Origin of the sequence: Variovorax sp. Root318D1, assembly GCF_001424835.1 — a bacterium.
Lineage (GTDB): Bacteria > Pseudomonadota > Gammaproteobacteria > Burkholderiales > Burkholderiaceae_C > Variovorax.
The window spans coordinates 334,111-357,014 of the sequence record NZ_LMCQ01000023.1 but is presented as its reverse complement, the minus strand read 5'-3'; the positions used below and the strand labels follow the sequence as shown (position 1 = coordinate 357,014).

The window sequence follows — 22,904 nt, the reverse complement described above, 5'->3', positions numbered from 1 at the left end:
CGCGGGGCGCCTTCTTGCCTACGTTCAGTTCATCAGATCAGCTTGACCAGTTGCTTGCCGAAATTCTTGCCCTTGAGCAAACCCAGGAAGGCCTCAGGGGCGGATTCGATGCCTTGCGCCACCGACTCGCGCGGCTTGAGCTTGCCCGTGCCCACCAGCGTGCCGAGTTCGGTCAGCGCCTCGGGCCACACTTCCATGTGCTCGCTGACGATGAAGCCTTCGATCTTCATGCGGTTGATGAGGATCAGCGCCGGGTTCGCAAGCGGCAGCGGCTGGCCGTCGTATCCCGCAATCATTCCACACAAGGCCACGCGCGAGAAGGCGTTGGCGCGCAGCAGCACGGCGTCGAAAATGTAGCCGCCCACGTTCTCGAAGTAGCCGTCGATGCCGTTCGGGCAGGCTTCCTTGAGCGCGGCGCTCATGCTCTTCACGTCGGGATGCTGGCGGTAGTCGATACAGGCGTCGAAGCCGAGTTCGTCGGTCACGTACTTGCACTTGTCCGGGCCGCCCGCAATGCCCACCACACGGCAGCCGCGCGCCTTGGCCAGCGCGCCAAAGGCGCTGCCGACGGCACCGCTGGCGGCCGTGACCACCAGCGTCTCGCCGGCCTTGGGCGCAATGATCTTCACCAGGCCGTACCAGGCGGTGACGCCCGGCATGCCGACCGCGCCCAGGTAGTGCGACAGCGGCACGTGCGTGGTGTCGACCTTCTTCAACGCGCCGGGCTGCGAGGCATCGACCACGCTGTATTGCTGCCAGCCACCAAAGCCCACCACCTTGTCGCCGGGGGTGAACTTGGGGTGCCTGCTTTCGACCACTTCGCCGGCCGTGCCGCCCTGCATCACCTGGCCGAGCGGCTGCGGCTGCGCGTAGCTCTTCGAATCGTTCATACGGCCGCGCATGTACGGGTCGAGGCTCATGAAGTGGTGGCGCACCAGCACCTGGTTGTCGGCCAGCGCGGGCGTCTCGGCGGCTACGAGCTTGAAGTTGCTCGCAACGGCTTCGCCATCGGGTCGGTTGTCGAGGTGGATCTGTTTGTTGGTAGGCATGAGAGTCTCCGGGGGATTGCAATTAATCGGTGGAAGGCGGACGCATCGCGTTTGCGCTCGCGGGGCCTGTGGGCAGGCGGCGCTTCACGTACTTGAAGGTGCCGGTGGCATGCGCGCACACGCGCTCCAGCTCGTCGTAGATTTTGGCTTCCGTGAAGGCCAGCGTTGCGGTGCGGTGGATGAGCGTGCCGCGTGCGTGCAGCGGGCCGACCGAGGGCTGCATGAAGCTGGTCTTCATCTCGATGGTGACCACGCCCATTTCGGGTGCCACGCTGCGTGCGGCAGCCGCCATGGTGATGTCGAGCAGCGTCATGCAGGCGCCGCCGTGCGTCACGTCGAAAGTGTTCAGGTGCTCGGGCTTGGCCGTGTAGATGATCTCGGACTCGCCGCCTTCGAACTTCGTGAGCTCGAAGCCCAGATGGCGCGCGAACGGGATCTGGCTCGTGTACGAGCGGATGTTGATGTCGGTGGAATCTTCTGCCATTTTTTCAGGCACCGAGGACCACGCTCACGCCGCCGTCTACGGCCAGCCATTGGCCGGTGATGTGCTTGCCGGCATCGCTGGCGTACAGCAGCGTGATGCCCTTCAGGTCTTCCTCGTCGCCCAGGCGGCCGAGCGGCGCATGCGAGGCCATTTTTTCCTCGCCAAGCGACTTGATCAGGCCGGCGGCCATCTTCGTCATGAAGAAGCCCGGGCAGATGGCATTCACATTGATGTTGTAGCGGCCCCATTCGGCGGCGAGCGTGCGCGTGAAGCCGATCACCGCCGTCTTAGAGGTGTTGTAGGCCAGCGTCTGCATCTCGGGCGGATTGCCGTTGAGGCCTGCGATCGAGGCGATGTTGATGATGCGGCCGGTCTTCTTCGGAATCATGTAGCCGTTGGCGACGTGCTGCGACAGGATGAAGTAGCCGCGCACGTTGAGGTTCATCACCTTGTCCCAAGCCTCGACGGGATGGCTCTCGGCCGGCGCGCCCCAGCTGGCGCCCGCGTTGTTGACGAGGATGTCGATCGCGCCCATGCGCTGCAGCGTCTCGTCGGCCAGGCGGCGCGTGTCTTCTTCCTTGGAGCAGTCGGCCGCAATCCAGCGCGCGTCGATGCCGGCGGATTGCAGCTCGGCCGCGGCCTGCTCCAGGTCCTCGGCCTTGCGCGAGCTCAGCATGATCTTCGCGCCGGCTTCTCCCAGCGAATGCGCCATCTGGAGGCCCAGGCCGCGCGAGCCGCCGGTGATGAGGGCGGTCTTGCCGGTGAGGTCGAAAAGTTGCTTGGTGGTGCGGGGTGTCATGTCTGTTGTCTCCGGAACATGTGAAAGAAGGATTCGGGGCCTGCGTGCCGCTGCTACGAGGCGTCGCCCACGGCTTTGACGGCTGCGAGCTTGCCCGACGCCACTGCTTTTTTCAGCTGGCGCCAGTCGGCCTGATTGACGTCGGCATAGGCCTCGGCAAAGTCCGCGAGCGCGGTGTTGAATGTCTTGGAGCGCCCGAGGTAACCGGCAATGGCCCAGGCGTCGCCGCCCTTGGCATGCGCGCGCGCCAGGCTGTAGCCGCAGGCCTCGGCAAACTCGACGAGATCGACCGGCTTGAAGTCTTCGAGCTTGTAGGAAGCTTTCATGTCGCGCAGCTGACGCACATAGAAACCGCGTCCGCCGGATGCTTCGGCCCAGCCGAGGAAAACGTCGCTGGCAGCCTGCGCCAACCGCTGCCCCTGCACCACGCGCTGGCCGGGAGAGTTCGATTCCGGCGCCGGGCCCAGATGGACTTCCAACACCGATTCGCCGGCTTCCTTGCATTGCAGGAACAGGGGGTGGGCCTGGTCGGCCACCAGCAGCAACAGGAAACAGCGCCGGCCCACCGAGCCGACGCCAGGCGTCAGCACCGCGACGTCGTGCAGCTCATAGCGATCGAACAGCCGCTGGCGTTCGGGCGGAAGGCTGGCGCGGTACTGCGCCAGGAACGCCGGCAATCCGGAGCGAAAGCGGTCGATCTCCCGCGCGGTGGCCTTGGCGTCGTGATAGACGAACGGCGGACGGTCGCGCACCATGAGGCGGCCCTTCACCATCTCGGTCGCCTCTTCGGCAAACATGCGCGAAGTGCTGCGCCGGGCCTTCTTGATCACCGCGAGCTCGGTCTCATCCTCGGCACCGAGCTTCAGCAGCGTCTGGGACGTGAGGCGTGCGTACCAAGCATCCAGCGTGTCCATCCGCGCAAAGCGGCGCATGCGGTCGCGGTACGCCTCGGCCATTTGCCGGACCGCGTCGCGCCCGGTGCGCGGCTTGAAGCCCAGATCGCGCGCGGCCACGACAAACGAGGTGGCGAGCCGGCGCACATCCCAGTCGAAGGGACCCTGCAAGGTTTCGTCGAAGTCGTTGATGTCGAAGACCAGCGAGCGCTCGGGGCTGGCGAAGAAGCCGAAGTTCGCGAGGTGCGCATCGCCGCACAGCTGCGTCGCGATGCCGCTGTGCGGCAACCTGGCCAGGTCGTTCGCCATCAGGCTGGCGGCACCACGGTAGAAGGTGAACGGAGTGGCCAGCATGCGGCCATGGCGGACCGGGACCAGTTCGGGCACCCGGCCGCGGTTGGACGCCTTCAGCCAGCCGAGCGGGCTGCGGTCTGCCGCATCTGGCTTGGGCGCCTGTGCCCACTGGTCGAGCGGAAAGTGCGCACGCTGTGCGCGCCCGAACGCCCGCCGATCCGCCGGAGTGGCCTTGGCGTCGGGCGCACGGGGTTCAGACTTCATAGTCCGAACGTTGGTGCGATTTGCGCACTGCGCCGATGTTCCGAACTCAGCATGGTCCCGCCTTCCCTATTTGTCATTGAGGCGCGAACGCACGTAGATGAGCACGAAGCCCACGAGGGCGATCACTCCGCCCGGCACGGCCATCGACCAGCCGATCGCCGGCGCGGTGCGGCCCGTGGCAATGCCGAGGATCACGAGAAACAGGCCGCCGTAGATCAGGATCCAGATCCACTTCTCGAGCCGGGCGTGCGGCTTCGGCGGTTTGACGGGGTTCGGTGTGGTGTTGTCGGCAGGGGCGTTGGCCATTATCAGAAAGCGTCCTCGGGCAATGCTGTACAGGTGGGGTCGCGGCTCTCGACCACATTGAGCCAGGCGCCGATTTTCGGCAGCTCGTAGTGGAAGAAATAGTCCGTGGCGCCAATCTTGCCAGCTGTTACCGCCCTCGCCTTTTCTGCGTCGATTTCCAGCGCACGCCGCGCCACGTCCAGCCAGATCCAGGCCAGCACGGTATGGCCGAATGCCTGCATGTAGGGCACTGCGTTGGCCAGCGCGTCGGCCGGGTCGCCAGTGGACCAGGCGGCCTCGGTGGCAGTGCCGATGCGCCGCAGCGCGGCGCCCAGCGCCTGGGCATGCCCCGCGAGCACGGGCACCTTGGCCGCGCGGCCGATGGTGTCGGTGATGCGGCCGGCCAGCAATTGCAGGCCCCGGCCTTTTTCCATCAGCACCTTGCGGCCCAGCAGGTCGGCGGCCTGAATGCCGTGGGTGCCCTCGTGGATCATGTTCAGGCGGTTGTCGCGCCAATACTGCTCCACCGGAAAGTCGCGCGTATAGCCATAGCCGCCATGCACCTGGATGGCCAGCGAATTGGCTTCCAGGCACCACTCGCTGGGCCAGCTCTTGGCGATGGGCGTGAGCACCTCGAGCAACAGGCGCGCGTCGTCCGCGGTCTCTGCACCGCCGGTCTTCTGCTCGTCGACCAGCCGGGCACAGTACAGCTCCAGCGCCAGTGCGCCTTCGCAGTACGCCTTTTGCGCAAGCAGCATGCGCCGCACGTCGGCGTGCTCGATGATGCGCACCTGCGGGCTGGCCGAGTCCTTCACGACCTGGCTGCCGGCGCCCGCCTCGGGCTTCTTCACGAGCCGGCCCTGCGGGCGGGTCTTTGCATAGTCGAGCGAGGCGTAGTAGCCGGCCATGCCCAGCATGGTGGCGGCCGTGCCGACGCCGATGCGCGCCTCGTTCATCATGTGGAACATGCAGTGCAGGCCCTTGCCAGGCTCGCCGACGAGGTAGCCCACCGCGCCCGCCTTGCCGCCAACCGGGTACTTGCCCTCTCCGAAGTTCAGCAGCGTGTTGGTGGTGCCCCGCCAGCCCAGCTTGTGGTTGAGGCCTGCCAGCGCCACGTCGTTCCTGCTGCCCAGCGTGACCTTCACGCTGCCGACCTCCCCCTCTCCCGCTTGCGGGAGAGGGCCGGGGTGAGGGTTCTCCACGTTCACCAGCCACTTCGGCACGATGAACAGCGAGATGCCGCGCGTGCCGGGCACCAGCTTGCCGCTGGCGTCCGGAATCTTGGCGAGCACGATGTGCACGATGTTCTCGGTCAGCTCATGGTCGCCGGCCGAGATCCACATCTTGTTGCCCGTGAGCCGGTAGCGCGGCCCGAGCGGATCGTTCTGATGGTCGTCGCCATCGGGCACGGCGCGCGTGGCCACATCGCTCAGCGACGAACCGGCCTGCGGCTCGGAGAGGCACATGGTGCCCGCCCAGCGGCCCGAAAACTCGTTCTTGGCGAACACTTCTTTCTGCATCTCGGTGCCGTGCACCATCAGCAGGTTGGCGTTGCCGCTGGTGAGCATGTTCGAGCCGATGCTCACCGAGGCCATCGCGAAGAAGCCGTTGGCCGCGGCTTGCAACGTGTAGGGCAGCTGCATGCCGCCGATGTCGTAGTCCTGAGCCGCGCTCATCATTCCCGATTCGACAAAAGCCTTGTGCGCGTCGTGCGTGGCCTGCGGCAGGACGACCTTCTCGCCATCGAAGTGCGGCTCCTGCGTATCGACGATGCGATTCGCCGGTGCGTACTTTTCGCGTGCGATGCGTTCACAGGTGTCGAGCACCGCATCGAAGGTTTCGCGCGAGTGATCGGCGAATCGCTCGCGCTGGTTGAGCGACTCGGCGTCGAGCCAGTCGTAGAGCAGGAAGTCGAGGGTGGGACGCAAGCTCATGATCGATCTCGGTGTGAATGGATGCGCGGGTTCTGTGCCACGAACACCGCGGAACCGGCTCAGCCGGCCCGCCGGTGTCGCCCCCTGAACGGGGTTGGCGAAGGCGGCGACGCGCTATGCGCCGCCGGGTGGGCGAGAGTTAAAGAACTTCAAACACGCCCGCCGCACCCATGCCGCCGCCGATGCACATCGTGACCAGCACCTTCTTCGCGCCGCGGCGCTTGCCCTCGATGAGCGCATGGCCCGTGAGGCGCTGGCCGCTCACGCCGTAGGGGTGGCCCACGGCAATGGCGCCGCCGTCCACGTTCAGGCGATCGCCCGGGATGCCGAGCTTGTCGCGGCAGTAGATCACCTGCACCGCGAAGGCTTCGTTCAGTTCCCACAGGTCGATGTCGTTGACCGTGAGACCCAGGCGCTTGAGCACCTTCGGGATCGCGAACACGGGGCCGATGCCCATTTCGTCAGGCTCGCAGCCGGCCACGGCAAAACCGAGGAAGCGGCCGAGCGGCTTCAGGCCCTTTTGCTGGGCGTACTTTTCGTCGACGACCACGCAGGCGCCGCCGCCGTCGGAAAACTGGCTGGCATTGCCGGCCGAGATCAGGCCGCCGGGCAGCGCCGGGCGAATGCCGCTGATGCCTTCCTTGGTGGTGCCGGCGCGAATGCCTTCATCATTCTCGACGGTGACTTCCTTGGTGCGCAGGCCCATCACGGGGTCGGCCACGCCGGCCAGCACGGTGATCGGTGCGATCTCGTCCTTGAAGCGGCCGGCTTCGAGCGCGGCGGTGGCCTTCTGCTGGCTGGCGGCGCCGTATTCGTCCATCGCGTCGCGGCCGATGTTGTAGCGCTTGGCGACCTGCTCGGCCGTCTGCAGCATGTTCCAGTAGATCTCGGGCTTGTGCTTCACGAGCCAGGGGTCGGCCAGCATGTGCTTGTTGGCTTCGTTCTGCACGCACGAGATGCTCTCGACGCCGCCGGCCACGTACACGTCGCCTTCGCCGGCGATGATGCGTTGCGCGGCGGTGGCGATGGTCTGCAGGCCCGACGAGCAGAAGCGGTTGATCGTCATGCCCGAGGTGGTGACGGGGCAGCCGGCGCGCAGTGCGACCTGGCGTGCGATGTTGGAGCCGGTGGCACCCTCGGGCGTGGCGCAGCCCATGATCACGTCATCGACTTCGGCGGCTTCGATGCCGGCGCGCGCAATGGCATGCTGAACCGCGTGGCCGCCAAGCGTGGCGCCGTGCGTCATGTTGAAGGCACCCTTCCAGCTCTTCGCGAGCGGCGTGCGGGCGGTGGAAACAATGACGGCGCTGGTCATGGTGAGGTCCTTTGAAGATGGAAGGGAAAGAGGGTTGTCGTCATTGCGCCGGCGCGACGTTGGTGTTGCGCAGGAGCTGGTGATAGAAGCCGATCATCTCGCCGTAGTTGGAGATGGCCAGGCGTTCGTTGTTGCCATGGAAGCGCGCGAGGTCTTCGCTCTTCATTCGGAACGGCGAAAAGCGATAGACCGCGTCGCTCACCAGGCTGAAATGGCGCGAATCGGTGGCGGCGGTCATGAGGCCGGGGGCCACGACGACATCCGGAAACGACTGGCGCACCGCCTGCTGGATGGCACGGTAGCCGGTGCTGTCGGTCGGCGACACGGGCGATGGCTCGGAGTTGCCCGGGTAGCGCTTGATCTTGATCTCGTCGTTGCCCAGCGCCTTGCGCAGGTGCGCCTCCACGCTGTCGATGGTGTCGCCCGGCAGGATGCGGAAGTTGACTGCCGCCTCGGCCCGGCCTGGCAGAACGTTGTCCTTGTTGCCGGCACGTACGATGGTGAGCGCCGTGGTCGTACGCAGCATGGCGTTGCTGCTCGGGCTCTTTTCGAGCTGACCGCGCACCAGCGGCTCGGTGAGCCACAGGTTGGACAGCATCACACGGTTGACGCCGCCCATCTCAGGCGCGAGCGCGCCGAACATCTGGGCGGCCACACCCTGGATGGCGCCGGGCATGGGCGTGGCTTCGAGCCGCGCCAGTGCGGCGCTCATGCTGCCGATGGCACTGCGCTGCGGCGGCATCGACGAATGGCCGGGGGCGGTGTCGAGCGATAGAAAGAAGGTGCCGTAGCCCTTCTCCGCAAGGCCGATGAGCGCCGCGGGCTTCGACAATCCCGGCAGCACGCCGTCCAGGATCAGCAGGCCTTCGTCGAGCACCCAGTCGAGCCGCACGTTGCGCGACTTGAGCAGTTCGGCAATCGGCAGCGCGCCGCGCAGGCCACTCACCTCTTCGTCGTCGCCCATCACGAGGTAGACGGTCTGCCTCGGCTTGAAGCCGCTCGCGATCAGCAGCTCGATGGCTTCCATCTGCGCGAACAGGTTGCCCTTATTGTCGAGCGTACCGCGGCCCCAGACGAAGCCGTCCTTGATCTCGCCCGCGAAGGGGTCGACAGTCCAGGCTTTCTCGGTGCCCGGTGCGATCGGCACCATGTCCTGGTGCGCCATGAGCGCGATGGGCTTGGCCGCAGGATCGGTGCCGGCCCATGTATAGAGCAGCGCCCGCTGGCCGACCACTTCTTTCTTGAGGGTGGCGTGAAGCTTGGGAAACTGCTGCGCGAGATAGGCATGCAGCTTGTCGAATTCGGCCAGGTTCCCGGCTGGATCGTCGAGGCTTGAAACGGTCCGGATCGGAATCGCGCCGGCCAACCGCTTTGCGGCAGCCTGCACGTCGATCTCGATCTTGGGCACTGGCACCACCGCCAGTTGCTGCGACGGCGTGCGCCAGGTCTTGACCGCCACGGCCGCCGCCAGTGCCAAGAGCACCAGCAGCAGCCCGAGGAAGATGCGTTTCAACATAGGCGGCCAGGTCCCGGATCTGCTGTCAGCTGAACTGCTTGCCTTCGGCAGCCAGCTTCTGGATCAGCGGCGCGGGCTGCCAGAACTCGGCGTCGTCGCGCGGGTTCTTGGCAAAGCGCTTCATGGTTTCGGCGACGTTGTACAGGCCGACCTGCGATGCGTAGTGCATCGGGCCGCCGCGCCAGATCGGGAAGCCGTAGCCGGTGAGGTACACCATGTCGATGTCGCCCGACTTCGACGCAATGCCGTCCTCGAGGATGTGCGCGCCTTCGTTCACCAGCGCATACACCAGGCGCTGCACGATTTCCTCGTCGGAAATCTTGCGCGGCGTGATGCCGAGTTCCTTGCGGTGGTCCTCGATCATCTTATTGACGAGCTCCGACGGAATCGCGTCGCGCTTGCCGGCCTGATAGTCGTACCACCCTGCTCCGGTCTTCTGGCCGAAGCGGCCCAGCTCGCACAGCTTGTCGGCCGTGCGGCTGTACTTCATGTCCGGATACTCCACGGCGCGGCGCTTGCGAATCGCCCAGCCGATGTCGTTGCCGGCCAGGTCGCCCATGCGGAAGGGGCCCATGGCAAAGCCGAACTTCTCGACGGCCTTGTCGACCTGCTGCGGCGTGGCGCCTTCGTCCAGCAGGAAGCCTGCCTGGCGCGAGTACTGCTCGATCATGCGATTGCCGATGAAGCCGTCGCACACGCCCGAGACCACGGCCGTCTTCTTGATCTTCTTGCCAATGTCCATGACGGTGGCGAGAACGTCCTTGGCCGTTTCCTTGCCGCGCACCACTTCGAGCAGCTTCATCACGTTGGCGGGGCTGAAGAAGTGCATGCCGACCACGTCCTGCGGACGGTCGGTGAACGAGGCGATCTTGTCGACGTCGAGCGTCGAGGTGTTGGAAGCCAGGATGGCGCCCTTCTTGGCCACGCGGTCGAGTTCCTTGAACACCTTCTCTTTCACGCCGAGTTCCTCGAACACGGCTTCGATGATCAGGTCGGCATCCTTCAGGTCGTCATAGCTCAGCGTGGTGCTCAAGAGAGCCATGCGCTGCTCGTACTTGTCCTGCTTGAGCTTGCCTTTCTTGACCTGCGATTCGTAGTTCTTCTTGATGGTGGCAATGCCGCGGTCGAGGGCTTCCTGCTTCATCTCGAGAATCTTGACGGGGATGCCCGCGTTCAGGAAGTTCATCGAGATGCCGCCGCCCATGGTGCCGGCGCCGATCACGCCGACCGACTTGACTTCGCGCTTGGGCGTGTCGTCGGCCACGTCGGGGATCTTGGAGGCCGCGCGCTCGGCCATGAACAGGTGGCGCAGCGCCAGAGATTCGGGCGTGAACATCAGCGAGGTGAAGATCCGGCGCTCTTCGGCCATGCCGGCGTCGAACTTCATCTTGGTGGCGGCTTGCACGGCCTCCACGCACTGCAGCGGCGCAGGGTAGTTCTTCGACATGCCGCCGACCATGTTCTTGGCGAACTGGAAGTAGGCGTCGCCTTGCGGATGCTTGCACGGCAGGTTGCGCACCAGCGGCAATGCGTCGCCGGTCTTGCCGGCCACGCTCTTGGCGAATGCAATAGCTTCTTCGAACACCGACTCGGGCGAGGCCGCGAGCTTGTCGAACAGCTTCTGCCCCGGCAGGCTGGCCAGCAGTTCGCTCTTGACGGACTCGCCGCTCACGATCATGTTGAGCGCGGTTTCCACGCCCAGCACGCGCGGCAGGCGCTGCGTGCCGCCGGCGCCGGGAATGAGGCCGAGCTTGACTTCAGGCAGCGCGACGCTGGTACCGGGAGCCGCGACGCGGTAATGGCAGCCCAGGGCCAGCTCGAGGCCGCCGCCCATGCACACCGAGTGAATGGCCGCAACGATGGGCTTGGGCGAAGCTTCGAGCGCGAGGATCACGCTCAGCAGGTTGGGCTCCTGCAGCGCCTTGGGCGTGCCGAATTCCTTGATGTCCGCACCGCCCGAGAAGGCCTTGCCTGCGCCCGTGATGACGATGGCCTTGACGGCGTCGTCGGCATTGGCTTTCGACAGCCCATCGGTGATGCCGATGCGGGTCGAAAAACCGAGACCGTTGACCGGCGGGTTGGTCAGTGTGATCACGGCGACATCGCCGAGCACTTTGTATTCAGCCGTCATGCTGCGTTCCTTGGTGTGTGAAGAAAAAGAGGAAAAAGCACGAGTGTTCTTTTTCGAGGATTCTAGGCGTTTCGCGTGGCCTCACAATGGCACGCAGTCGCTGCCGAGACAAGACTCATTAAAGGTTACAGCCCGTTCCAGGAACACCGCGGAACCGGCTCTGCCGGGCCGCTGGTGTTGCCCCCGAGCGGGGGTGGAAAAAGCGCGTGCGCGAAGCCTGGGGGCAAGCCCTAGACTTCGAGCCACTCTTTGCGAGTGGTCGCGTCGGCACGCAGGCTGTCGGGGGTGCCGTCGAACACGATGCTGCCGTGCCCCATGACCAGCGCACGGTCGGAGATCTGCATTGCAATGGTCAGCTTCTGCTCGATCAGCAGCACCGAAATACCCTTGTTCTTGAGCGTCTTCAGGTACTGCCCTACCAGCTCGACGATCTTCGGCGCAAGCCCTTCGGTCGGCTCGTCGATGATGATCAGGTCGGGGTCGCCCATGAGGGTGCGGCACAGCGTGAGCATTTGCTGCTCGCCGCCCGAGAGCACGCCGGCCTCGGTGTGCTGGCGCTCCTTCAGGCGCGGGAACATGCCGTACATGTCGTCGAACGACCAGCGGCTGCCCTTGCCCGAGCCCTTTTGCCCCAGGAGCAGGTTCTGGTGCACCGTGAGCTTGGGAAAGATGTCGCGGTTCTCGGGCACGTAGCCGATGCCCAGGTGGGCGATTTCGTACGCCTTCCTGCGCAGGATGTCCTGGTCTTTCCAGCGCAGCGTGCCCTCGGCATGCACCAGGCCCATGATGGCCTTGGCGGTAGTCGAGCGGCCGGAGCCGTTGCGGCCCAGCAGCGCGACGATCTCGCCCGCCCCGACGTTGAAGGAAACGCCATGCAGCACATGGCTCTTGCCGTAATAGGCGTGGATGTCGTGAAGCTTCAGCATGTCAGTGTCCCTGGCTTTGTGCGTCGGCCACCGAAGAGCCGAGGTAAGCCTCCTGCACCCGCGCATTGGCGCGAACAGCCGCCGGCGTGTCGAAGGCAATCACCTCGCCATACACCACCACCGCGATCTTGTCGGCCAGGCCGAAGACCACGCCCATGTCGTGCTCGACCGTGAGCAGCGTCTTGCCGACCGTGACGTGCTTGATGAGCGAGATGAAGTGCGAGGTCTCGGTCTTGCTCATGCCGGCCGTGGGCTCGTCCAGGAGAATGACGCCGGCGCCGCCGGCGATCGTCACGCCAATTTCGAGTGCACGCTGCTCGGCATAGGTGAGGTTCACCGCGTGCACGTCGCGCTTGCGTTCCAGTCCGATCTGCTTGATGAGCTCTTCGGTGCGCGCATTGGCGTCGTCCAGGTTCGAGAGAAAGCGCAGGAAGGTGTAGCGGTAGCCCAGGCTCCACAGCACCCCGCAGCGCAGGTTCTCGAACACGCTGAGCTTCGGAAAGATGTTGGTGATCTGGAAGCTGCGCGACAGGCCCAGCCGGTTGATCTCGAAGGGCTTCTTGCCGTCGATGCGATCGCCGTTCAGCAGCACTTCGCCGCTGGTGGGGGCCAGCCGTCCGCTGATGAGGTTGAACAGCGTCGACTTGCCCGCTCCGTTCGGGCCGATGATGGCCACGCGTTCCCCGGCGTTCACCGCCAGGTCCACGCCGCGGATGATTTCGGTCTTGCCGAAATTCTTGCGCAGCGCCTTCAGTTCCAGTGCGTGTTGCGCGCTCATTACGCCGCCTCCCGACGTTTGATTTCTACTTCGATTTCTTCCTGTGCCCGGCCCCAGACACGCACGAAGCGGCGGCGCGCCACCTCGAGTGCCCCGAGGCCAACCGCCAGGATGGCCGCCGCGATCAGCCAGCTTGGCATGCCCGACGTATCGAGCGTCAGCCCGAAGAAGTTCAGGTTGGGGCCCATCGCCGCGTTGAGCTGGATGTGATAGATCATCTCGATGAGCGCAGCGGCGCCGACGACGACCGGCACCAGTGCCACCGCGAGCGCGACGTACAGCAGCCAGAAGCGGTCGAACTTGCCGAACTTGGCGACCCGCAGGTTCATCATCACCAGGCTGGCGATGCCGCCGGGCGCGAACATCACCATGAACACGAACACCAGGCCGAAGTAGAGCTGCCAAGCCTTGGAAAGCTCCGACAGCAGGATCGACGCGAACACCAGCAGCACCGCGCCGATGATCGGACCGAAGAAGAACACCGCGCCGCCCAGGAAGGTGAACAGCAGGTAGCCGCCCGAGCGGATGGCGCTCAGGCTGTCGGCCGCGTTCACGATCTCGAAGTTGATCGACGCCAGCCCGCCACCGATGCCGGCGAAGAAGCCCGCGATGATGAATGCGAAGTAGCGCACGCGCTGCGTGTTGTAGCCGATGAACTCCACGCGCTCTGGGTTGTCGCGCACCGCGTTCAGCATGCGGCCGAGCGGCGTGCCGGTGAAGGCATACATGAGCGCGGTGCAGACGAAGCAATAGGCGGCGATCAGGTAGTACACCTGGATCTGCGAACCGAAGTTGAAGCCGAAGAAGGTCGGGCCGTAGACGCGGTCGGTGGTGATGCCGCCCTCGCCGCCGAAGAAGCTCGGGAACATCAGCGCCATGGAAGCCACCAGCTCGCCGATGCCCATGGTGATCATCGCGAAGGTGGTGCCCGACTTCTTGGTGGTGACGAAGCCCAGCAGGATGGCAAAGAACATGCCGGCCAGGCCGCCTACCAGGGGAATGGCCACCAGCGGAATCTGCAGCCCGCCCTTGCCGCCCATGTTCATCGCATGGATGGCAAGGAAGGAGCCAAGACCAACGTACACCGCATGGCCGAAACTCAGCATGCCGCCCTGCCCCAGCAGGATGTTGTAGCTCAGGCAGATGATGATGAGATAGCCCATCTGCGAAAGCATGGTGAGCGCGAGGCTGCTCTTGAACACCAGCGGCGAGATGATCAGCACGACGGCAAACAGCGACCAGATCAGGAAGCGCCCGATGTTCCAGGGCTTGAAGCGGTAGTACTGCGTGGTCGGGGCTGCGGTCGTCGATGTCATTTCGGTTCCACCCTTTCTTGTGCCCTCTGCTGTCGCAAGAGGGTTGGTGCGAGGGTCGGCGGCGATGGTGGGAGACTGTGCTTGTGTCATTCAATCCTCCCGCGTGCCCAACAAGCCCTTGGGCCTGAAGATGAGGATCAGCACAAGAAACAGGTACGGCAGGATCGGCGCGACCTGCGAGATCGTGAGCTTGAGCAGTTCGTAGCCGAATGTCTGGTCTGTCACGGCAACGCCCAGCATCTGCAGGCCACCGGCAAACGACTGGTCCATGGCCACCGCGAAGGTCTGGATGATGCCGATCAGCAGCGACGCGAGGAACGCGCCGGCCAGCGATCCCATGCCGCCGACCACCACCACCACGAAGATGATCGAGCCCACGGACGCGGCCATGGCCGGTTCGGTGACGTAGGTGTTGCCACCCACCACGCCTGCGAGACCCGCGAGCGCGGCACCGCCGCCGAACACCAGCATGAAGACCCGCGGCACGTTGTGCCCCAGCGCCTCGACCATGTCGGGGTGCTTGAGCGCCGCCTGGATGACCAGGCCGATGCGCGTGCGCGTGAGCAGCAGCCACACCGAGATGAGCATCAGCACCGCCACCAGCATGATGAACGAGCGCGACTTGGGAAACTGCGTGCCGTAAAGCGAGAACAGCGGTCCCTGCAACTGCGGCGGCAGGCCGTAGGGCACCGTCGAGCGCCCCCAGGCAAGCTGAACCAGCTCGAGAATCAAGTACGAAAGGCCGAAGGTCACCAGGAGCTCGGGCACGTGGCCGAACTTGTGGACCCGGCGCAGGCTGTAGCGCTCGAAGGCGGCGCCCAGCAGGCCCACCAAGAGCGGCGCGATGAAGAGCGCCGGCCAGAAGCCGATGATGCCCGACAGCGTGTACGCAATGTACGCACCGAGCATGTAGAAGCTGGCGTGCGCGAAATTGAGCACACCCATCATGCTGAAGATCAGCGTAAGGCCAGAGCTCAGCATGAACAGCAACAGCCCGTAGCTGACGCCGTTGAGCAGTGAGATGACGAAGAATTCGACGTTCATCGGTCTTTCGTGTCGGTTGGAAAAGAAAAAGGCCCGAGTGGTGAAGTCGGGCCTCGACCGGTCAGCGCGCGATCAGGCAATCAGGAATTGTTAGGTCGCTTCATCTGGCACGAGGTGGGCGTGCTCGCGACGTACGGCTCGTAGTACTTCACGGGCACGAAGGTGTGACCCGTTCCTTCCGCGTCGATCGGGAATTTGCCCCCTGCCTTCTCCCACTTGGCGACGTACAGGCCCTGCTGCAACTGGTGATCGGCCTTGCGCATTTCGACTTCGCCATTGAAGCTCTTGAACTTCATGCCTTCCAGCGCGGCAGCCACCTTGACGGGATCGGTTGACTTCACCTTGGCGAAGGCCTCGCTCAGCATCAGCAGTGCCGTATAGGCTGACGAGGTGTACAGGTCTTCCTTGAACTTCTTGTTGAACTCGACCGCCAGGCGCTGGATATCGCCACCCATGTTGTAGTGGCCGTAGCTCACTTGGTACACCTTGCCGGCTGACGCTGTGCCCATAGCGGTCGGCGTGCCACTCACGCTGCCGTAGTAGGTGTAGAAGTTGACGTTGTTCAGGCCAGCATCGTTGGCCGACTTGATCAGCAAGGCGAGGTCGGAACCCCAGTTGCCGGTAATGACGGTATCAGCACCCGAAGCCTTGATCTTGGCGATGTAGGGAGCGAAGTCGCGCACCTGGGCCAGCGGGTGGAGATCCTCGCCGACGATCTGCACGTCGGGCCGCTTGCGTGCGAGGTTTTCCTTGGCGAACTTGGCGACCTGAACGCCATGCGCATAGTTCTGGTTGAGCAGGTAGACCTTCTTGACGTCCGGCTGGTCCTTCATGAAGGTGGTCAGCGCTTCCATCTTCATGGAGGTATCGGCATCGAGCCGGAAGTGCCAGTAGCTGCACTTGCTGTTGGTCAGGTCTGGGTCGACTGCGGCGTAGTTGATGTACAGCAGTTCCTTGCCGGGGTTGCGGGCATTGTTCTTCTCGACCGCATCGATGATGGCCAGCGCCGCGCCTGAACCATTCCCCTGGAGCACGTAGCGGGCGCCCTGGTCCTGGGCCGAGCGCAGTGCGCTGGTGGTCTCTTGCGGACTCAGCTTGTTGTCGATGCCGATGATCTCGAACTTGACCCCGGCGGCGTTCTTCTTGTTGAACTCCTCGGCCAGGAACTGGTAAGTCTTGAGCTGGTTGGTACCGACCGCGGCCATCAGGCCGGACAGCGGGTCGAGCCAGGCAATCTTCACGGTTTCACCTTTTTGCGCCAGCGCGCCGGTGGCGGCTGCGGAAAGGATGGCTGCTGTAGCGATTTTCAGAGCGAACTTCACGATCTATATCTCCTGGTCAAACCGTTCAAAAGGCCGCACGAGAGTACAAGTGTTTGCAGCCCCTCCCCTCAGGGAATGCCCGTAAGAGGGCGGCTGCAAGGGCCGTTTCTATCGCGCAGGCGACACTGCATTTCTACGAGGTGCTACCGGTGGTTAGAACGGTGCTACCCATGGGTAGGAAATGCGTTTGCAAAACGCCTTACGGGCGCTTCATCTGGCAGGTGGTGGGCGTGCTGGCCACATACGATTCGTAATACTTCACCGGTGCCATCGTGTAGCCCGTGTTCTCGGCGTCATAAGGGAACTTGCCGCCCGCCTTCTGCCACTTGGTGATCCACAGGCCCTGCTGCAGCTGGTGGTCGGCCTTGCGCATCTCGATCTCGCCGTTGAAGCTCTTGAACTTCATGCCTTCCATGGTGGCCGCCACTTTCACGGGATCGGTGGAGCGGGCCCTGACGAAGGCGGTGTCGAGCATCGCGAAGGCGTGATAGATCGACGTCTGCACCATGTCGTCATTCATCTTCTTCTTGTATTCGCCCATGATCCGCTGGATGTCGCCGCCCATGTTGTAGTGGCCGTAGCCCACCACGAACACACGCCCGTCGGCGCCGGAACCCATGGCGGTCGGCGCCCCGGTGCCGTAGGCGTAGTAGGTGTAGAACTTGACGTTGTTCAGGCCGGCATCGTTGGCCGACTTGATGAGCAGCGCCAGGTCGGAGCCCCAGTTGCCGGTGATGACCGAATCGGCACCCGAAGCCTTGATCTTGGCGATGTAGGGTGCGAAGTCGCGCACCTGAGCCAGGGGATGAAGGTCGTCGCCAACAATCTCGATGTCGGGGCGCTTGTCTTTCAGATTCTGCTTGGCGAACTTGGAGACCTGCTGGCCGTGGGCGTAGTTCTGGTTGAGCAGGTAGACCTTCTTGATTTCAGGCAGGTCCTTCATGAAGGTGGTCAGCGCCTCCATCTTCATGGAGGTGTCGGCATCGAGGCGAAAGTGCCAGTAGCTGCACTTGCTGTTGGTGAGGTCGGGGTCGACCGCCGCATAGTTGATGTAGACCAGCTCCTTGCCCGGGTTGCGCGCGTTGTGCTTTTCGAGCGCATCGATGATGGCCAATGCGGGGCCGGAGCCGTTGCCCTGCATCACGTAGCGCGCACCCTGGTCCATGGCCGAGCGCAGCGCGCTGGTGGTTTCCTGCGGGCTCAACTTGTTGTCGATGGCGATGAGTTCGAACTTCACGCCGGAGGTGTTCTTCTTGTTGAACTCTTCGACCATGAACTGCGTGGTCTTGAGCTGGTTGGTCCCCACCGCCGCCATCAGCCCCGACAGCGGATCGAGCCAGGCGACCTTGACGGTCTCGCCCTTCTGGGCGAAAGAGGCTGTGGCGCTGAGCAGCATTGCACAGAAAGCTACTGACTTGATAGCACGGGGCATGAAGAGTCTCCAGGGTAAGGGGCCGAGATGGCAGCGTACAAGCGCCGGTTTTTTCGCCGCACAGGGAATGCCCGCAAGCAGGGCCGCCAAAGCGGCCTGGCTATCGCCTGCGCGACAGCGCGCGCCTATGCAGCCGGCAACTTGTAGTCTTTCAACAGTTCGCGCAACTTTGTCTTGAGAATCTTTCCGGTGGCGCCGAGCGGAATTGCCTCGACGAAGACCACGTCGTCGGGGATCTGCCACTTGGCTGTCTTGCCTTCGTAGAACTTGAGCAGCTCTTCGCGCGTGACTTCGGCATTGGGCTTCTTCGTCACCACGACGATCGGTCGCTCATCCCACTTGGGGTGCGCCACGCCGATGCATGCGGCCATGGCGATGGCCGGATGCGCGACGGCGATGTTTTCGACCTCGATGGAACTGATCCATTCGCCGCCGGACTTGATCACGTCCTTGCTGCGGTCGGTGATCTGAAGATAGCCGTCGGGATCGATGGTGGCGACGTCGCCTGTGGGGAACCAGCCGCGGCCCTGCTCGTCGGGAACGAGCGGATCGCCGCCCTCGCCCTTGAAGTATTCCTTCACGACCCACGGCCCCTTGACCAGCAGGTCGCCAAAGGCCTTGCCGTCCCAGGGCAGTTCCTTGCCGTTGCCGTCGACGATCTTCATGTCGACGCCGTAAATCGCGCGGCCCTGTTTCAGGCGGATTGCAAGCTGCGCATCGGCCGGCATCGCGAGATGCTTGTTCTTGAGCGTGCACAGCGTGCCCAGGGGGCTCATCTCGGTCATGCCCCAGGCATGCAGCACCTCGACCTTGTAGACATCCTGGAACGCGCGGATCATGGCCGGCGGGCAGGCCGAACCGCCAATGACGGTGCGGTCGAGGGTGGAGAACTTCAGCTCGTTGGCCTGCATGTGGCCGAGCATCATTTGCCACACGGTGGGCACGCCGGCCGCGAAGGTCACGCCTTCGGACTCGATGAGTTCGAACACCGACTTGCCGTCGAGCGCCGGACCGGGGAACACGATCTTCGCACCGACCAGCGCGGCCGAATACGGGATGCCCCAGGCGTTGACGTGGAACATCGGGACCACGGGCAGCACCGAGTCGCGCGCCGAGATGCGCATCACGTCGGGCAGTGCCGCCGCGTAGGCGTGCAGCAGCGTCGAACGGTGGCTGTAGAGGGCGGCCTTGGGGTTGCCCGTGGTGCCGCTCGTGTAGCACATGCTCGACGCCGAGTTCTCGTCGAAGGTCGGCCAGTCGTAATCGGTCGATTGCCCGCTCATCCAGGCCTCGTAGCTCACGAGGTTGGGAATGCCGCTGTCGGCCGGCAGCTTGTCGGCGTCGCAAAGCGCAATCCATTTCCTCACGGTGCTGCACTTGGCATGCACCGCCTGCACCAGCGGCAGGAAGCTCAGGTCGAAGCACAGGATCTGGTCTTCGGCATGGTTGGCGATCCATGCGATCTGGTCGGGGTGCAAGCGCGGATTGATGGTGTGGAGCACGCGGCCGGTGCCACTCACGCCGTAATACAGCTCCAGATGCCGGTAGCCGTTCCAGGCCAGGGTGGCGACGCGGTCGCTGAACAGCAGTTGCTCGCCGTCAAGCGCATTGGCGACCTGCCTTGCGCGCGACGCGATCTTGCTCCAGGTGCTCCGGTGGATATCGCCCTCGACGCGGCGCGAGACGATTTCGGCGTCGCCATGGTGACGCTCGGCGAACTCGATCAGCGACGAGATCAAAAGCGGTTGGTCTTGCATCAAACCCAGCATCTAAAGGCTCCTGTTCTTTTGTGAAATGGCTGCTAAAACTTTGCGGTCAACGGATTCACTCAATCTTCGGTCGTTCGCACAATGACAGAAACCCGCACGCGGAACTCGATGCTGAACGGTCTGCCGGGAGGTACACGAACCCGTGATGTCGACAAAGCGTCCACACCGGGTTAACCGGAATTCCTGCATCGTTGCCCGGTGGCCATACTCCGGCCGGCCGAACCCGCCAGAAAATTCTAGGAACAGACTGCGTTTCTCCCGCTATCGCAAGCGAGCCAATTCAATGACTTCAGGAACCTCCATGCCACATGCCCAGCGCCGACTGCAACGCCGGCCCGGCTGCGCGCAGCAACCAGAGGGCCGGACCAGTTCGGCCGTCTGGCTTGAGGGCGTGCTCTCGATGTTCGAGGCCGAAGGACTGAACGTGCCGTCGCTGCTGCAGGCCGCTGGCTTCGATCCCGATTCGCTGCGCCGCCAGAACGCCCGCATCCCCGTCGACGAAGTCACCCTGCTCTGGCAACTTGCCGTGGCGCGCGCCGGCAGACCGTCGCTCGGCCTGCACCGCGACCTGGCCGCCACGCACAGCAAGCTGGGCACGGTCGGCCATGCCATGGCCTGCAGCCCCGACCTCGGCTCGGCGCTCGCGCGGCTGGCGCGCTACATGGCTGTGATCTCGGACGCGACTGCCTTCTCGCTGCACCCCGATCCGCGCGGTTGCTGGCTGGTGATGGAGCACAGCGGCGGCAGCTTGCCGATTCCGCGCCAGCGCGTCGAATACGCCCTCCTGACCACGCTCGTGCAATGTCAATGGCTCACGCGGCGCGGGCTGCAGCCGCTGGCCATGGAGTTCGTCTACCCTGGGCCGACCAGCGACAGGCTGCATCGCGAGGCTTTCGGCTGCGACGTGCGATTCAACGCCGCAGCCAACCGCATGCTGCTGTCGAGCACCGACCTGGCCATGCCGCTGCCCACCCATCATCCCGTGCTGGGTGAGATGCAGGAGCACCTGCTGGACGACCAGTTGAACCTGCTGGGCCAGACCACGACCAGCACCCTGGTGTGCGCCGAGATCGCGCGCCGGCTGCCGCAGGGCGAACCGCGCCGGCAGGACGTGGCCGCCGGCCTCGGGCTGGCGGAGCGCACGCTCCAGCGTCGGCTGCAGGAAGAGTCGGTGTCGTTCCAGTCGCTGCTCGACCGCACCCGCCGCGAGCTCGCGCGGCAGTACCTGGCGGAAGACCGGCACACGCTCACCGCGGTGGCGGACATGCTGGGCTTTGTCGACAGCAGCAACTTCTTCCGGGCCTGCAAACGCTGGTTCGGCCTGCCGCCCGCCCAATACCGGGCACGGATCTGGGACATGCCGGCACTCGCCCACTGACCCTCATTGACCCTTTGCAAGAGCGCGATGGCCCGCGCCGCAAGGGGTTACGCGCTCTGCCGGACAATGCCGTCATGAGCTTGCTTGCTGAAGACACGGTCGCCGCCGACCTGGGATTGCAATGGAAACCCGGATTCCTGGCGCTGGGACCCGCGTTTCTCACCGAATTGCGGCCGACGCCGCTGCCCGATCCCTACTGGGTGGGGCACAGCGAGGCGATGGCGCGCGAGCTCGGCCTTCCGGCCGGCTGGCGGCAATCGGACAGCACACTGGCCGCCCTGACCGGCAACGTGCCCGTCGCGGGAACGCGGCCCTTTGCTACCGTGTACAGCGGCCACCAGTTCGGCGTCTGGGCCGGCCAGCTCGGCGATGGCCGCGCGATCATGCTGGGCGAGACGGCGGGTGGGCTCGAAGTGCAGCTCAAGGGCGCGGGCCGTACCCCCTACTCGCGCGGCGGCGACGGCCGTGCCGTGCTGCGTTCGAGCATCCGCGAATTTCTCTGCAGCGAGGCCATGCACGGCCTCGGCATCCCGACCACCCGGGCACTGTGCGTGACAGGCTCCGACGCGCCCGTGTACCGCGAAGTACCGGAAACCTCGGCTGTGGTGACCCGCGTGGCGCCCAGCTTCGTGCGATTCGGACATTTCGAGCACTTTGCGGCCAACCAGAGGGATGCCGAACTGCGTGCCCTGGCCAACTACGTGATCGACCGCTACTACCCGGCTTGCCGCACCACGGAGCGCTTCAATGGCAACGCCTACGCCGCCTTTCTCGAAGCGGTGAGTGAGCGTACCGCCGCCCTGCTCGCCCAGTGGCAGGCCGTGGGCTTTTGCCATGGCGTGATGAATACCGACAACATGAGCATCCTCGGGCTCACCATCGACTACGGACCGTTCCAGTTCCTGGACGGGTTCGACCCGCGCCACGTCTGCAACCACAGCGACACCAGCGGGCGCTATGCCTTCAACCAGCAGCCCAACGTGGCCTACTGGAACCTGTTCTGCCTGGCGCAGGCGCTGCTGCCGCTGATCGGCGACCAGGAAATCGCGGTGGCCGCGCTGGAGTCGTACAAGACGGTGTTTCCGAGCGAGTTCGAGAGCCGAATGCGCGCCAAGCTCGGGCTCGCCGGGCCGGCCGAAGGCGATCGCGCGCTGATCGAAGGCGTATTGAAGCTCTTGGCCGCGGAAAAGGTCGACTACACGATCTTCTGGCGCCGCCTTTCGCAGCACATGGCTGGAGGCAGCGCCGAGCCGGTGCGTGATCTGTTCCTGGACCGCGCCGGCTTCGACGCCTGGTTGCTATCGTTTTCAGAGCGCCATGGGCAGGCATCACGTTCGGAAGCCGGCGATCTGATGCTCAAATCGAACCCTAAATACGTGTTGAGGAACCACCTGGGCCAGCAAGCCATCGAAGCGGCTGGCCAAAAGGACTTCTCGGGTGTGGCAACCTTGCTGACACTGCTCGAAACCCCATTTGAAGAACATCCCGGCTCCGACGCCTATGCCGGGTTTCCGCCCGACTGGGCCTCCACGATCGAAATCAGCTGCTCATCATGACCACTCCCGTAGAGAAAACCGACGCCGAATGGAAAGCCCTGCTCGCTGAAAAAGGCGCTGAGCCCGCGGCCTTCGAGGTCACGCGCCATGCGGCCACCGAGCGCCCCTTCACCGGCAAGTACGAGGCGCACTGGGAAGACGGCACGTACCACTGCATCTGCTGCGGCGCCAAGTTGTTCGAGGCGTCGACCAAGTTCGACGCGGGTTGCGGCTGGCCCAGCTTCTCGCAAGAGGCTGTGCCGGGTGCCATCAAGAACATCGTCGACCGCTCGCATGGCATGGTGCGCACCGAGAACGTCTGCGCAAACTGCGGCGCCCACCTGGGCCACGTGTTCCCCGACGGCCCCACCGAAACCGGCCTCCGCTACTGCATGAATTCCGCCTCGCTGGACTTCCAGAAGAAATAACCAACCAGCCCT

At 64.4% G+C, this 22,904-nt stretch carries 19 protein-coding genes; 3 read left to right on the top strand and 16 right to left on the bottom strand.

Features of this window, described 5'->3' with window-relative positions; translation table 11 throughout:
- Positions 1–32: 32 nt before the first annotated feature.
- The 16 genes from ASC78_RS22535 to ASC78_RS22460 all read right to left on the bottom strand — a co-directional run bounded on the left by ASC78_RS22535 (position 33) and on the right by ASC78_RS22460 (position 19,551).
- Positions 33–1,049 carry an NADP-dependent oxidoreductase gene (locus ASC78_RS22535; RefSeq protein WP_055806540.1) on the bottom strand — a complete coding sequence of 339 codons (1,017 nt, stop codon included), beginning with the start codon at positions 1,047–1,049 and terminating at the stop codon, positions 33–35.
- 22 nt (positions 1,050–1,071) lie between these two features.
- On the bottom strand, positions 1,072–1,533 hold the full coding sequence (locus ASC78_RS22530) for a PaaI family thioesterase (RefSeq protein ID WP_082517629.1): 462 nt from the start codon (positions 1,531–1,533) through the stop codon (positions 1,072–1,074).
- Between the two features lie 4 nt (positions 1,534–1,537).
- Positions 1,538–2,332, bottom strand: a complete 795-nt coding sequence (locus ASC78_RS22525) for an SDR family oxidoreductase (protein WP_055806537.1) — start codon at positions 2,330–2,332, stop codon at positions 1,538–1,540.
- 53 nt (positions 2,333–2,385) lie between these two features.
- Positions 2,386–3,783 carry a DUF2252 domain-containing protein gene (locus tag ASC78_RS22520; protein ID WP_055806534.1) on the bottom strand — a complete coding sequence of 466 codons (1,398 nt, stop codon included), beginning with the start codon at positions 3,781–3,783 and terminating at the stop codon, positions 2,386–2,388.
- 66 nt (positions 3,784–3,849) lie between these two features.
- Positions 3,850–4,089 carry a hypothetical protein gene (locus tag ASC78_RS22515; protein ID WP_055806531.1) on the bottom strand — a complete coding sequence of 80 codons (240 nt, stop codon included), beginning with the start codon at positions 4,087–4,089 and terminating at the stop codon, positions 3,850–3,852.
- A gap of 2 nt (positions 4,090–4,091) precedes the next feature.
- Positions 4,092–6,002, bottom strand: coding sequence for an acyl-CoA dehydrogenase (locus tag ASC78_RS22510; protein ID WP_055806529.1), 1,911 nt, complete (start codon positions 6,000–6,002; stop codon positions 4,092–4,094).
- A 139-nt stretch (positions 6,003–6,141) separates the two neighbouring features.
- On the bottom strand, positions 6,142–7,317 hold the full coding sequence (locus ASC78_RS22505) for an acetyl-CoA C-acyltransferase (RefSeq protein ID WP_055806525.1): 1,176 nt from the start codon (positions 7,315–7,317) through the stop codon (positions 6,142–6,144).
- Between the two features lie 40 nt (positions 7,318–7,357).
- Positions 7,358–8,833 carry a M20 family peptidase gene (locus ASC78_RS22500; RefSeq protein WP_055806522.1) on the bottom strand — a complete coding sequence of 492 codons (1,476 nt, stop codon included), beginning with the start codon at positions 8,831–8,833 and terminating at the stop codon, positions 7,358–7,360.
- A gap of 25 nt (positions 8,834–8,858) precedes the next feature.
- Positions 8,859–10,964: a 3-hydroxyacyl-CoA dehydrogenase NAD-binding domain-containing protein gene (locus tag ASC78_RS22495; protein WP_055806519.1), complete on the bottom strand. Its 2,106-nt coding sequence runs from the start codon at positions 10,962–10,964 to the stop codon at positions 8,859–8,861.
- Between the two features lie 230 nt (positions 10,965–11,194).
- Positions 11,195–11,890 carry an ABC transporter ATP-binding protein gene (locus tag ASC78_RS22490; RefSeq protein ID WP_055806516.1) on the bottom strand — a complete coding sequence of 232 codons (696 nt, stop codon included), beginning with the start codon at positions 11,888–11,890 and terminating at the stop codon, positions 11,195–11,197.
- Position 11,891: 1 nt separating this feature from the next.
- A complete protein-coding gene (locus ASC78_RS22485; protein ID WP_055806512.1) occupies positions 11,892–12,668 on the bottom strand; it encodes an ABC transporter ATP-binding protein in 777 nt (258 codons plus the stop codon).
- Positions 12,668–13,984, bottom strand: a complete 1,317-nt coding sequence (locus ASC78_RS22480; protein WP_055806510.1) for a branched-chain amino acid ABC transporter permease — start codon at positions 13,982–13,984, stop codon at positions 12,668–12,670. Before ASC78_RS22480 ends, ASC78_RS22485 begins: the two co-directional genes overlap by 1 nt.
- A gap of 90 nt (positions 13,985–14,074) precedes the next feature.
- Positions 14,075–15,028 (bottom strand): branched-chain amino acid ABC transporter permease, encoded by a 954-nt coding sequence (locus ASC78_RS22475; protein ID WP_055806507.1) that lies wholly within the window; start codon positions 15,026–15,028, stop codon positions 14,075–14,077.
- Positions 15,029–15,108: 80 nt separating this feature from the next.
- A complete protein-coding gene (locus ASC78_RS22470; protein WP_055806506.1) occupies positions 15,109–16,350 on the bottom strand; it encodes a branched-chain amino acid ABC transporter substrate-binding protein in 1,242 nt (413 codons plus the stop codon).
- A 199-nt stretch (positions 16,351–16,549) separates the two neighbouring features.
- A complete protein-coding gene (locus ASC78_RS22465) occupies positions 16,550–17,782 on the bottom strand; it encodes a branched-chain amino acid ABC transporter substrate-binding protein (protein WP_055806503.1) in 1,233 nt (410 codons plus the stop codon).
- 125 nt (positions 17,783–17,907) lie between these two features.
- The gene (locus tag ASC78_RS22460) at positions 17,908–19,551 is read right to left on the bottom strand and encodes a 3-(methylthio)propionyl-CoA ligase (RefSeq protein WP_055806500.1); all 1,644 of its coding nucleotides are present in this window, start codon (positions 19,549–19,551) and stop codon (positions 17,908–17,910) included.
- 301 nt (positions 19,552–19,852) lie between these two features.
- Between ASC78_RS22460 and ASC78_RS22455 the strand changes: the two genes are divergently transcribed.
- From ASC78_RS22455 to msrB, 3 genes are all read left to right on the top strand, one after another.
- Entirely contained in the window at positions 19,853–20,929 is a 1,077-nt protein-coding gene (locus tag ASC78_RS22455) for an AraC family transcriptional regulator (protein ID WP_055806498.1), read from the top strand.
- Between the two features lie 74 nt (positions 20,930–21,003).
- On the top strand, positions 21,004–22,485 hold the full coding sequence (locus ASC78_RS22450; protein ID WP_055806495.1) for a protein adenylyltransferase SelO: 1,482 nt from the start codon (positions 21,004–21,006) through the stop codon (positions 22,483–22,485).
- Positions 22,482–22,892: a peptide-methionine (R)-S-oxide reductase MsrB gene (gene msrB, locus ASC78_RS22445; RefSeq protein ID WP_055806491.1), complete on the top strand. Its 411-nt coding sequence runs from the start codon at positions 22,482–22,484 to the stop codon at positions 22,890–22,892. Before ASC78_RS22450 ends, msrB begins: the two co-directional genes overlap by 4 nt.
- Positions 22,893–22,904 lie beyond the last annotated feature (12 nt).

Excerpts from the sequence above, each read along its gene's own strand:
- ASC78_RS22450 (WP_055806495.1), top strand. The coding sequence starts at position 21,004 with ATGAGCTTGCTTGCTGAAGACACGGTCGCCGCCGACCTGGGATTGCAA.
- ASC78_RS22510 (WP_055806529.1), bottom strand. The coding sequence starts at position 6,002 with ATGAGCTTGCGTCCCACCCTCGACTTCCTGCTCTACGACTGGCTCGAC.
- ASC78_RS22520 (WP_055806534.1), bottom strand. The coding sequence starts at position 3,783 with ATGAAGTCTGAACCCCGTGCGCCCGACGCCAAGGCCACTCCGGCGGAT.
- ASC78_RS22480 (WP_055806510.1), bottom strand. The coding sequence starts at position 13,984 with ATGACATCGACGACCGCAGCCCCGACCACGCAGTACTACCGCTTCAAG.
- ASC78_RS22490 (WP_055806516.1), bottom strand. The coding sequence starts at position 11,890 with ATGCTGAAGCTTCACGACATCCACGCCTATTACGGCAAGAGCCATGTG.
- ASC78_RS22535 (WP_055806540.1), bottom strand. The coding sequence starts at position 1,049 with ATGCCTACCAACAAACAGATCCACCTCGACAACCGACCCGATGGCGAA.
- ASC78_RS22505 (WP_055806525.1), bottom strand. The coding sequence starts at position 7,317 with ATGACCAGCGCCGTCATTGTTTCCACCGCCCGCACGCCGCTCGCGAAG.
- ASC78_RS22515 (WP_055806531.1), bottom strand. The coding sequence starts at position 4,089 with ATGGCCAACGCCCCTGCCGACAACACCACACCGAACCCCGTCAAACCG.
- ASC78_RS22495 (WP_055806519.1), bottom strand. The coding sequence starts at position 10,964 with ATGACGGCTGAATACAAAGTGCTCGGCGATGTCGCCGTGATCACACTG.
- msrB (WP_055806491.1), top strand. The coding sequence starts at position 22,482 with ATGACCACTCCCGTAGAGAAAACCGACGCCGAATGGAAAGCCCTGCTC.
- ASC78_RS22465 (WP_055806503.1), bottom strand. The coding sequence starts at position 17,782 with ATGCCCCGTGCTATCAAGTCAGTAGCTTTCTGTGCAATGCTGCTCAGC.
- ASC78_RS22455 (WP_055806498.1), top strand. The coding sequence starts at position 19,853 with ATGCCACATGCCCAGCGCCGACTGCAACGCCGGCCCGGCTGCGCGCAG.
- ASC78_RS22475 (WP_055806507.1), bottom strand. The coding sequence starts at position 15,028 with ATGAACGTCGAATTCTTCGTCATCTCACTGCTCAACGGCGTCAGCTAC.
- ASC78_RS22460 (WP_055806500.1), bottom strand. The coding sequence starts at position 19,551 with ATGCTGGGTTTGATGCAAGACCAACCGCTTTTGATCTCGTCGCTGATC.
- ASC78_RS22500 (WP_055806522.1), bottom strand. The coding sequence starts at position 8,833 with ATGTTGAAACGCATCTTCCTCGGGCTGCTGCTGGTGCTCTTGGCACTG.
- ASC78_RS22530 (WP_082517629.1), bottom strand. The coding sequence starts at position 1,533 with ATGGCAGAAGATTCCACCGACATCAACATCCGCTCGTACACGAGCCAG.
- ASC78_RS22525 (WP_055806537.1), bottom strand. The coding sequence starts at position 2,332 with ATGACACCCCGCACCACCAAGCAACTTTTCGACCTCACCGGCAAGACC.
- ASC78_RS22485 (WP_055806512.1), bottom strand. The coding sequence starts at position 12,668 with ATGAGCGCGCAACACGCACTGGAACTGAAGGCGCTGCGCAAGAATTTC.